Origin of the sequence: Pseudomonas sp. Irchel 3F6 (assembly GCF_900187595.1) — a bacterium.
Taxonomy (GTDB): Bacteria; Pseudomonadota; Gammaproteobacteria; order Pseudomonadales; family Pseudomonadaceae; genus Aquipseudomonas; species Aquipseudomonas siliginis.
Map to the genome: position 1 here is coordinate 340,099 of NZ_FYDP01000007.1, position 8,845 is coordinate 348,943.

8 protein-coding genes and 1 tRNA gene are annotated in these 8,845 nt (G+C 56.1%); all 9 read right to left on the reverse strand.

Annotated elements, in window-relative coordinates; translation table 11 throughout:
• Window position 1: 1 nt before the first annotated feature.
• Window positions 2-4,075 (reverse strand): DNA-directed RNA polymerase subunit beta, encoded by a 4,074-nt coding sequence (gene rpoB, locus CKW30_RS22640; protein ID WP_016772939.1) that lies wholly within the window; start codon window positions 4,073-4,075, stop codon window positions 2-4.
• Between the two features lie 221 nt (window positions 4,076-4,296).
• Entirely contained in the window at window positions 4,297-4,662 is a 366-nt protein-coding gene (gene rplL / locus CKW30_RS22645) for a 50S ribosomal protein L7/L12 (protein ID WP_007962228.1), read from the reverse strand.
• 73 nt (window positions 4,663-4,735) lie between these two features.
• Window positions 4,736-5,236: a 50S ribosomal protein L10 gene (gene rplJ, locus CKW30_RS22650; RefSeq protein ID WP_008081912.1), complete on the reverse strand. Its 501-nt coding sequence runs from the start codon at window positions 5,234-5,236 to the stop codon at window positions 4,736-4,738.
• A gap of 198 nt (window positions 5,237-5,434) precedes the next feature.
• The gene (rplA, locus tag CKW30_RS22655; RefSeq protein ID WP_024014523.1) at window positions 5,435-6,130 is read right to left on the reverse strand and encodes a 50S ribosomal protein L1; all 696 of its coding nucleotides are present in this window, start codon (window positions 6,128-6,130) and stop codon (window positions 5,435-5,437) included.
• Window positions 6,130-6,561 carry a 50S ribosomal protein L11 gene (rplK, locus tag CKW30_RS22660; RefSeq protein WP_003176435.1) on the reverse strand — a complete coding sequence of 144 codons (432 nt, stop codon included), beginning with the start codon at window positions 6,559-6,561 and terminating at the stop codon, window positions 6,130-6,132. Before rplK ends, rplA begins: the two co-directional genes overlap by 1 nt.
• 118 nt (window positions 6,562-6,679) lie before the next feature.
• Window positions 6,680-7,213 (reverse strand): transcription termination/antitermination protein NusG, encoded by a 534-nt coding sequence (gene nusG / locus CKW30_RS22665; RefSeq protein ID WP_007957598.1) that lies wholly within the window; start codon window positions 7,211-7,213, stop codon window positions 6,680-6,682.
• Between the two features lie 9 nt (window positions 7,214-7,222).
• A complete protein-coding gene (secE, locus tag CKW30_RS22670) occupies window positions 7,223-7,591 on the reverse strand; it encodes a preprotein translocase subunit SecE (protein WP_016772937.1) in 369 nt (122 codons plus the stop codon).
• A gap of 45 nt (window positions 7,592-7,636) precedes the next feature.
• Window positions 7,637-7,712: transfer RNA gene (locus CKW30_RS22675), tRNA-Trp, on the reverse strand.
• A gap of 53 nt (window positions 7,713-7,765) precedes the next feature.
• A partial coding sequence (tuf, locus tag CKW30_RS22680; protein WP_095181968.1) for an elongation factor Tu occupies window positions 7,766-8,845 on the reverse strand: 1,080 nt, incomplete at its 5' end.

Below are 8,845 nucleotides of genomic sequence, written 5' to 3' on the forward strand. Positions count from 1 at the left end.
GTTATTCGGTTTCCAGATCGATATCGATGCCGAGGGAACGAATTTCCTTGATCAACACGTTGAAGGACTCGGGCATGCCCGGCTCCATACGGTGATCGCCATCCACGATGTTCTTGTACATCTTGGTACGGCCGTTCACATCGTCCGACTTCACTGTGAGCATTTCTTGCAGAGTGTAAGCAGCACCGTATGCTTCCAGTGCCCAGACCTCCATCTCCCCGAAACGCTGACCACCGAACTGCGCCTTACCACCCAGCGGCTGCTGGGTAACCAGGCTGTAAGAACCGGTAGAACGCGCGTGCATCTTGTCGTCTACCAAGTGGTTCAGCTTCAGCATGTACATGTAGCCAACGGTAACTGGACGCTCGAACTTGTTGCCGGTACGGCCGTCGGTCAGCTGCATCTGGCCGCTTTCCGGCAGGTCTGCCAGTTTCAGCATGGCCTTGATTTCGCTTTCCTTGGCGCCGTCGAACACTGGAGTGGCCATTGGAACGCCGCCACGCAGGTTGTTCGCCAGATCGAGGATTTCCTGATCGGAGAAGCTGTCCAGATCTTCGTTACGACCGCCGATCTGGTTGTAGATCTCGTCCAGGAAAGTGCGCAGTTCAGCGACTTTACGCTGCTCTTCGACCATCCGGTTGATCTTCTCGCCCAGACCTTTGGCCGCGAGGCCCAGGTGGGTTTCGAGAATCTGACCAACGTTCATACGCGAAGGTACGCCCAGCGGGTTGAGGACTACGTCGACCGGGGTGCCATTGGCATCGTGCGGCATGTCTTCAACCGGCATGATCACGGAGACCACACCCTTGTTACCGTGACGACCGGCCATCTTGTCGCCCGGCTGGATGCGGCGACGGATTGCCAGGTAAACCTTGACGATTTTCAGCACGCCTGGAGCCAGGTCATCGCCCTGCTGCAGTTTGCGCTTCTTGTCTTCGAACTTGTCGTCCAGCAGACGGCGACGATCAACGATGTAGGCCTGAGCCTTCTCGAGCTGCTCGTTCAGCGCATCTTCAGCCATGCGCAGTTTGAACCACTGGCCGTGCTCAAGACCGTCGAGTACTTCGTCGGTGATGTCCTGACCTTTCTTCAGGCCGGCGCCGCCTTCGGCCTTGTGGCCTACCAGTGCGGAACGCAGACGTTCGAAAGTCGCGCCTTCAACGATGCGGAACTCTTCGTTCAGATCCTTGCGGATCTCGTCCAGCTGGGACTTCTCGATCGACAGTGCACGAGCATCACGCTCAACGCCGTCGCGGGTGAAGACCTGTACGTCGATGACAGTACCTTTGGTGCCGGTTGGCACGCGCAGGGAGGTGTCTTTAACGTCGCTGGCTTTTTCACCGAAGATTGCACGCAGCAGTTTTTCTTCCGGAGTCAGTTGGGTCTCGCCTTTCGGAGTGACCTTACCCACCAGGATGTCGCCTGCGCCTACTTCAGCACCTACGTAAACGATACCGGCTTCGTCCAGCTTGTTCAGTGCAGCTTCACCCACGTTCGGGATGTCCGCAGTGATTTCCTCTGGGCCAAGCTTGGTGTCACGGGCCACACAGGTCAGTTCCTGAATGTGGATCGTGGTGAAACGGTCTTCCTGAACAACACGCTCGGACAGGCAGATGGAGTCTTCGAAGTTGAAGCCGTTCCATGCCATGAACGCGATGCGCATGTTCTGACCCAGTGCCAGCTCACCCATGTCGGTGGACGGGCCGTCGGCCATGATGTCGCTACGCTGAACGCGATCACCTTTACGTACCAGCGGACGCTGGTTGATGCAGGTGTTCTGGTTCGAGCGGGTGTATTTGGTCAGGTTGTAGATGTCGACACCGGCTTCACCGGTTTCAACTTCGTCATCGGCAACACGAACCACGATACGGCTGGCGTCGACGGAGTCGATCACGCCACCACGACGAGCCACGACGCAAACGCCGGAGTCACGGGCTACGTTACGCTCCATGCCGGTACCTACCAGCGGCTTGTCAGCGCGCAGAGTCGGTACAGCCTGACGCTGCATGTTCGAACCCATCAACGCACGGTTGGCGTCGTCGTGCTCGAGGAACGGAATCAGCGACGCTGCAACCGACACAACCTGCTTCGGCGAAACGTCCATCAGGGTGACGTCTTCCGGCGCCTTGACGGTGAATTCGTTCAGGTGACGTACGGCAACCAGTTCGTCGATCAGGACTTTCTGCTCGTTCATGGTCGCCGAAGCCTGCGCGATCACGTGATCGGCTTCTTCAATAGCGGACAGGAACACGATCTCGTCGGTGACCACACCCTCTTTCACCACGCGGTACGGGCTTTCCAGGAAGCCGTACTGGTTGGTGCGAGCGTACGCAGCCAGGGAGTTGATCAGGCCGATGTTCGGACCTTCCGGCGTTTCAATCGGGCAGACACGACCGTAGTGAGTCGGGTGTACGTCACGGACTTCGAAGCCTGCGCGCTCACGAGTCAGACCGCCAGGGCCGAGTGCAGAGACACGACGCTTGTGGGTGATCTCGGACAGCGGGTTGTTCTGGTCCATGAACTGCGACAGCTGGCTGGAACCGAAGAACTCTTTCACCGCGGCAGCCACTGGCTTGGCGTTGATCAGATCTTGCGGCATCAGGCCTTCGCTTTCAGCCATCGACAGACGCTCTTTGACCGCACGCTCAACACGTACCAGGCCAACGCGGAACTGGTTCTCGGCCATTTCGCCTACGCAGCGAACACGACGGTTACCCAGGTGGTCGATGTCATCGACGATGCCTTTACCGTTGCGGATGTCGACCAGAGTCTTCAGGACCGCGACGATGTCTTCCTTGCACAGCACGCCCGAACCTTCGATCTCGGTACGACCGATACGACGGTTGAACTTCATCCGGCCGACCGCAGACAGGTCATAACGCTCAGGGCTGAAGAACAGGTTGTTGAACAGGGTCTCGGCAGCGTCTTTGGTTGGCGGCTCGCCTGGACGCATCATGCGATAGATCTCGACCAGCGCTTCCAATTGGTTGCTGGTGGAGTCGATCTTCAGTGTGTCGGAGACGAACGGACCACAGTCGATGTCGTTGGTGTACAGGGTCTCGATGCGAACGACCTGGGCCTTGGCGATCTTTGCCAGGACTTCAGTGTTCAGCTCGGTGTTGCATTCGGCCAGGATTTCGCCGGTAGCCGGGTGCACGATAGCCTTGGCGGTGGTGCGGCCGAGGACGTAGTCCAGTGGCACGTCCAGCGTCTTGATACCGGCTTTCTCGATCTGGTTGATGTGGCGCGCGGTAATACGGCGGCCTTGCTCAACGATGACCTTGCCCTTCTCGTCCTGGATGTCCAGAACCGCAACCTCACCACGCAGGCGCGATGGCACCAGTTCCAGGCTGAGGGTCTCGCCGCTCAGGTGGAATACGTTGGTGGTGTAGAACGCGTCCAGCACTTCTTCGGTGGTGTAACCGAGTGCGCGCAGCAGTACCGAAGCCGGCAGTTTGCGACGACGGTCGATACGCACGAAGACGCAGTCTTTCGGGTCGAATTCGAAGTCCAGCCACGAACCGCGGTAAGGAATGATGCGAGCCGAGTACAGCAGTTTGCCGGAGCTGTGCGTCTTGCCGCGGTCGTGGTCGAAGAACACGCCCGGGGAACGGTGCAGCTGGGAAACGATAACACGCTCGGTACCGTTGATTACGAAGGTACCGTTCTCAGTCATCAGGGGGATTTCACCCATGTAGACTTCTTGCTCTTTGATGTCCTTGATCGCTTTGTTCGACGATTCTTTGTCGAAGATGATCAGGCGCACTTTTACCCGCAAAGGTACGGCGAAAGTTACACCGCGCAATACGCATTCTTTGACATCAAATGCCGGTTCGCCCAGGCGATAACCGACGTACTCCAGCGCAGCATTGCCGGAGTAGCTGATGATCGGGAAAACGGATTTGAAGGCCGCATGCAGGCCCACGTCGCGGAACTGATCTTTAGTCGCTCCCGCTTGCAAGAATTCACGATACGAATCCAGCTGGATGGCCAGGAGGTAAGGCACATCCATGACGTCCGGCAACTTGCTAAAGTCCTTGCGGATACGTTTTTTCTCAGTATATGAGTAAGCCATCAGCGTTCCCCAGCTTGGTCACCTGCTTGTTTGGCCCCTCCCGACGGGAGCAGCCAGAAAATCGTGCAAACCCCATGGTTTGCGCCACCGCATCGGGTGGTTACAGCGCCTTTATCAGCACCGACCCAGTCGGCTGCCAATAACGGAAAAAGGCCGGTGGCAAGAGCCACCAGCCATCAGCCTGTCGCTTGACGCTCGGGCTGGAGGAGCAAAGTCGATGCTTACTTCAGCTCGACTTTAGCGCCTGCTTCTTCCAGCTTCTTCTTGGCGTCTTCAGCCGCTTCTTTCGAAACGCCTTCAGCTACAACCTGAGGAGCGCCGTCTACTTTCTCTTTGGCTTCTTTCAAGCCCAGACCAGTCAGTTCACGAACTGCCTTGATCACGTTAACCTTCTTCTCGCCAGCTTCCAGCAGAACAACGTTGAACTCGGTTTGCTCTTCAACAGCAGCAGCAGCTACAGCTGGGCCAGCCGAAGCGGCAGCAGCGGTAACACCGAAGGTTTCTTCCATCGCTTTGATCAGCTCAACGATTTCCACTACGGATTTCTGGCCGATTGCTTCGATGATTTGTTCGTTAGTCAGAGACATGACTCAATTCCTGAATTGGGGGACGGCCTACGCGACCATCGAAATAAACAAAAAACGCGAGAAGTGACGAGCCTTAGGCTGCGGCAGCTTCTTTCTGGTCGCGAATTGCCGCCAGAGTACGAGCCAATTTGCTGGTTGCGCCTTGAATCACGCTCATCAGCTGAGAAATTGCTTCGTCACGGGTCGGCAGAGTTGCCAGTACGTCGATCTGATTAGCTGCGAGGAACTTGCCCTCGAACGCAGCTGCCTTGATCTCGAACTTGTCCTGACCCTTGGCAAACTCTTTGAAGATACGGGCAGCAGCGCCCGGATGTTCGTTCGAGAATGCAATCAGGGTCGGGCCGGTGAACACGTCGTTGAGGACACTGTATTGAGTGTCAGCAACAGCGCGCTTGAGCAGGGTGTTACGTACAACACGTACGTAAACGCCAGCTTCACGAGCCTCTTTACGGAGTCCGGTCATTGCGCCTACTGTTACGCCACGTGCATCAACCACGACAGCGGACAGAGCGACTTTGGCAGCCTCGTTGACTTCAGCGACGATGGCCTTCTTGTCTTCGAGATTAATTGCCACGGGTTTAACTCCTGCTTGTTACCGTTTCATTCGATCGGAACCGAATGTCGTTTTGGTGTCTGATTCGGTAAGGAACCGGGAGCACCATCTGCGTAGGCTTGAGGTTTAAGGCTTGCGCCGCCTACGGTCTTGGATAGCCCCCGCCAGGCAGGGACCCCAATCTTTCAATTGGCGCGGCAATCCGCGCCAACCTTTGTCTTACGCGTCGAGCGAGCTCTGGTCGATAACCAGACCTGGGCCCATAGTGGTGCTCAGGGTAACGCGCTTGACGTAAATACCTTTCGAGGAAGCTGGCTTGATACGCTTCAGATCAGCGATCAGGGCTTCAACGTTTTCCTTCAGCTTGACGGCGTCGAAGCCGATCTTGCCAACGGAAGTGTGGATGATGCCGTTTTTGTCGGTGCGATAACGAACCTGACCAGCCTTGGCGTTCTTGACCGCGTTGGCTACGTCTGGAGTTACGGTGCCGACTTTAGGGTTAGGCATCAGGCCACGTGGACCGAGGATCTGACCCAACTGACCTACAACGCGCATGGCATCCGGGGATGCGATCACTACGTCATAGTTCAGGTCGCCGCCTTTCATTTCGGCAGCCAGGTCGTCCATACCTACACGGTCAGCGCCGGCAGCCAGAGCGGCCTCAGCAGCTGGACCCTGGGTGAACACAGCAACGCGAACGGTCTTGCCAGTGCCGTGTGGCAGCACAGTAGCGCTACGAACAACCTGGTCGGATTTACGCGGGTCTACACCCAGGTTTACAGCAACGTCGAACGACTCGCTGAACTTGACAGTCGACAGCTCGGCCAGCAGAGCAGCGGCGTCTACAATGTTGTAGGCCTTGCCTGCTTCGATTTTGCCGGCGATAGCCTTTTGACGCTTGGTCAGCTTAGCCATTACACACCCTCCACGTTAAGGCCCATGCTACGAGCAGAACCGGCGATAGTACGCACGGCTGCATCCATATCAGCTGCAGTCAGATCCGCGTTTTTGGTTTTCGCGATTTCTTCCAGCTGAGCACGGGTAACAGTGCCAACCTTAACGGTGTTCGGACGAGCGGAACCGCTGGTCAGACCGGCCGCCTTCTTCAGCAGAACCGAAGCAGGGGTGGATTTGGTTTCGAAAGTGAAGCTACGGTCGCTGTAGACAGTGATGATCACTGGAGTCGGCAGACCTGGCTCAAGACCCTGGGTACGGGCGTTGAAAGCCTTGCAGAATTCCATGATGTTCACGCCGTGCTGACCCAGAGCAGGACCAACCGGTGGACTTGGGTTAGCCTGAGCGGCCTTCACTTGCAGCTTGATGTAAGCGGTAATCTTCTTGGCCATGAGGCACTCCAATTACGGGTTCGAACGCCTCGAAAGGCTCCCCGGTTACTTGCGCGTTTATCCCAGTGACGACAAAACCCCACAGCCTAAGGCTGCGGGGTTGGGATTGCTTGTCCAGTTAGACCTTCTCGACCTGACTGAACTCGAGCTCCACCGGAGTAGAGCGACCGAAAATGAGCACAGCCACTTGGATCCGGCTCTTTTCGTAGTTAACTTCTTCCACAACGCCATTGAAATCAGCGAATGGACCGTCGTTGACACGCACCGTCTCACCTGGCTCGAACAATGTCTTCGGCTTAGGCTTGTCGCTACCATCAGCAACGCGACGCAGAATCGCTTCTGCCTCTTTATCTGTAATTGGCGCAGGCTTGTCAGCGGTACCGCCGATAAAACCCATCACCCGAGGAGTATCCTTGACCAAGTGCCAAGTACCCTCGTTCATATCCATCTGGACCAGCACATAGCCTGGAAAGAACTTCCGTTCGCTTTTGCGCTTCTGGCCGTTACGCATCTCAACCACTTCTTCAGTGGGAACCAGAATCTCGCCGAAGCCATCTTCCATGCCAGCCAGCTTTACGCGCTCGATCAGCGAGCGCATCACATGCTTCTCGTAACCCGAGTAAGCATGCACAACATACCAACGCTTAGCCACGGGACACCCTTAGCCGACAATCAAGGAAACAAGCCAGCCGAGCAGGGAATCAAGACCCCACAACAGCAACGCCATAACCAGAACAACAGCCACGACAATCAGCGTGGTCTGCGTGGTTTCTTGGCGAGTTGGCCACACGACTTTACGAATCTCGGTGCGAGCTTCCTTAACCAGTACAAAGAAAGACTTGCCCTTCGCGGTTTGCAGGCCTACAAAGGCAGCTACGGCAGCAATGGCAAGCAAAGCGAGTACACGGTACAGGATCGGCGAAGCAGCGTAATACTGATTGCCAACAACGCCAACAACCACTAAAGCGACTACTACAAGCCACTTGAGCAGATCGAAGCGAGAGCCTTGAGCTTCAGCTTTAGGAGTCATCTATGAAGATCCTGTGAAAAGAAAGCCAGATACACCGAGTGAATCTGGCAGGTCAGGAGGGAATCGAACCCCCAACCTACGGTTTTGGAGACCGTCGCTCTGCCAATTGAGCTACTGACCTAAAACAAAATCAGGCCGACCATTATGCCGGCCCGAAAAATACATTACAACCGCTTATTCGATGATTTTTGCTACGACGCCAGCGCCGACGGTACGACCGCCTTCACGGATAGCGAAACGCAGACCGTCTTCCATCGCGATGGTTTTGATCAGGGTAACAGTCATCTGAATGTTGTCACCTGGCATTACCATTTCAACGCCTTCTGGCAGCTCGCAGTTACCAGTCACGTCAGTAGTACGGAAGTAGAACTGTGGACGGTAGCCTTTGAAGAACGGAGTGTGACGACCGCCTTCTTCCTTGCTCAGAACGTAAACTTCTGCGGTGAACTTGGTGTGCGGCTTGACCGAACCTGGCTTGACCAGAACCTGGCCACGCTCAACGTCGTCACGCTTGGTACCACGCAGCAGAACGCCGCAGTTCTCGCCAGCACGACCTTCGTCGAGCAGCTTGCGGAACATTTCAACACCGGTGCAAGTAGTAACGGCGGTGTCACGCAGACCAACGATTTCCAGCGGATCCTGAACGCGAACGATACCGCGCTCGATACGACCAGTCACAACAGTACCGCGACCCGAGATCGAGAATACGTCTTCGATTGGCATCAGGAATGGCTTGTCGATCATACGAACTGGTTCTGGGATGTAGGCATCCAGAGTTTCAACCAGCTTCTTGACGGCAGTGGTGCCCATCTCGTTGTCGTCTTTGCCTTCCAGCGCCATACGAGCCGAACCGATGATGATCGGAGTGTCGTCGCCCGGGAAGTCGTAAGTCGACAGCAGGTCACGAACTTCCATCTCAACCAGTTCCAGCAGCTCAGCGTCGTCTACCAGGTCAGCCTTGTTCAGGAAGACCACGATGTACGGAACGCCAACCTGACGGGACAGCAGGATGTGCTCACGGGTTTGCGGCATCGGACCATCAGCGGCCGAGCAAACCAGGATAGCGCCGTCCATCTGAGCAGCACCGGTGATCATGTTCTTCACGTAGTCAGCGTGACCTGGGCAGTCAACGTGAGCGTAGTGACGGATCTTCGAGTTGTACTCAACGTGCGCGGTGTTGATGGTGATACCGCGAGCTTTTTCTTCTGGTGCGCTGTCGATCTTGTCGAAGTCAACGATTGCAGAACCGAAAAC

What these genes read in the sequence shown, in the direction of transcription:
- rplL (WP_007962228.1), bottom strand. Translation starts at nt 4,662, where the DNA reads ATGTCTCTGACTAACGAACAAATCATCGAAGCAATCGGCCAGAAATCC.
- rplA (WP_024014523.1), bottom strand. Translation starts at nt 6,130, where the DNA reads ATGGCTAAGCTGACCAAGCGTCAAAAGGCTATCGCCGGCAAAATCGAA.
- rplK (WP_003176435.1), bottom strand. Translation starts at nt 6,561, where the DNA reads ATGGCCAAGAAGATTACCGCTTACATCAAGCTGCAAGTGAAGGCCGCT.
- secE (WP_016772937.1), bottom strand. Translation starts at nt 7,591, where the DNA reads ATGACTCCTAAAGCTGAAGCTCAAGGCTCTCGCTTCGATCTGCTCAAG.
- rpoB (WP_016772939.1), bottom strand. Translation starts at nt 4,075, where the DNA reads ATGGCTTACTCATATACTGAGAAAAAACGTATCCGCAAGGACTTTAGC.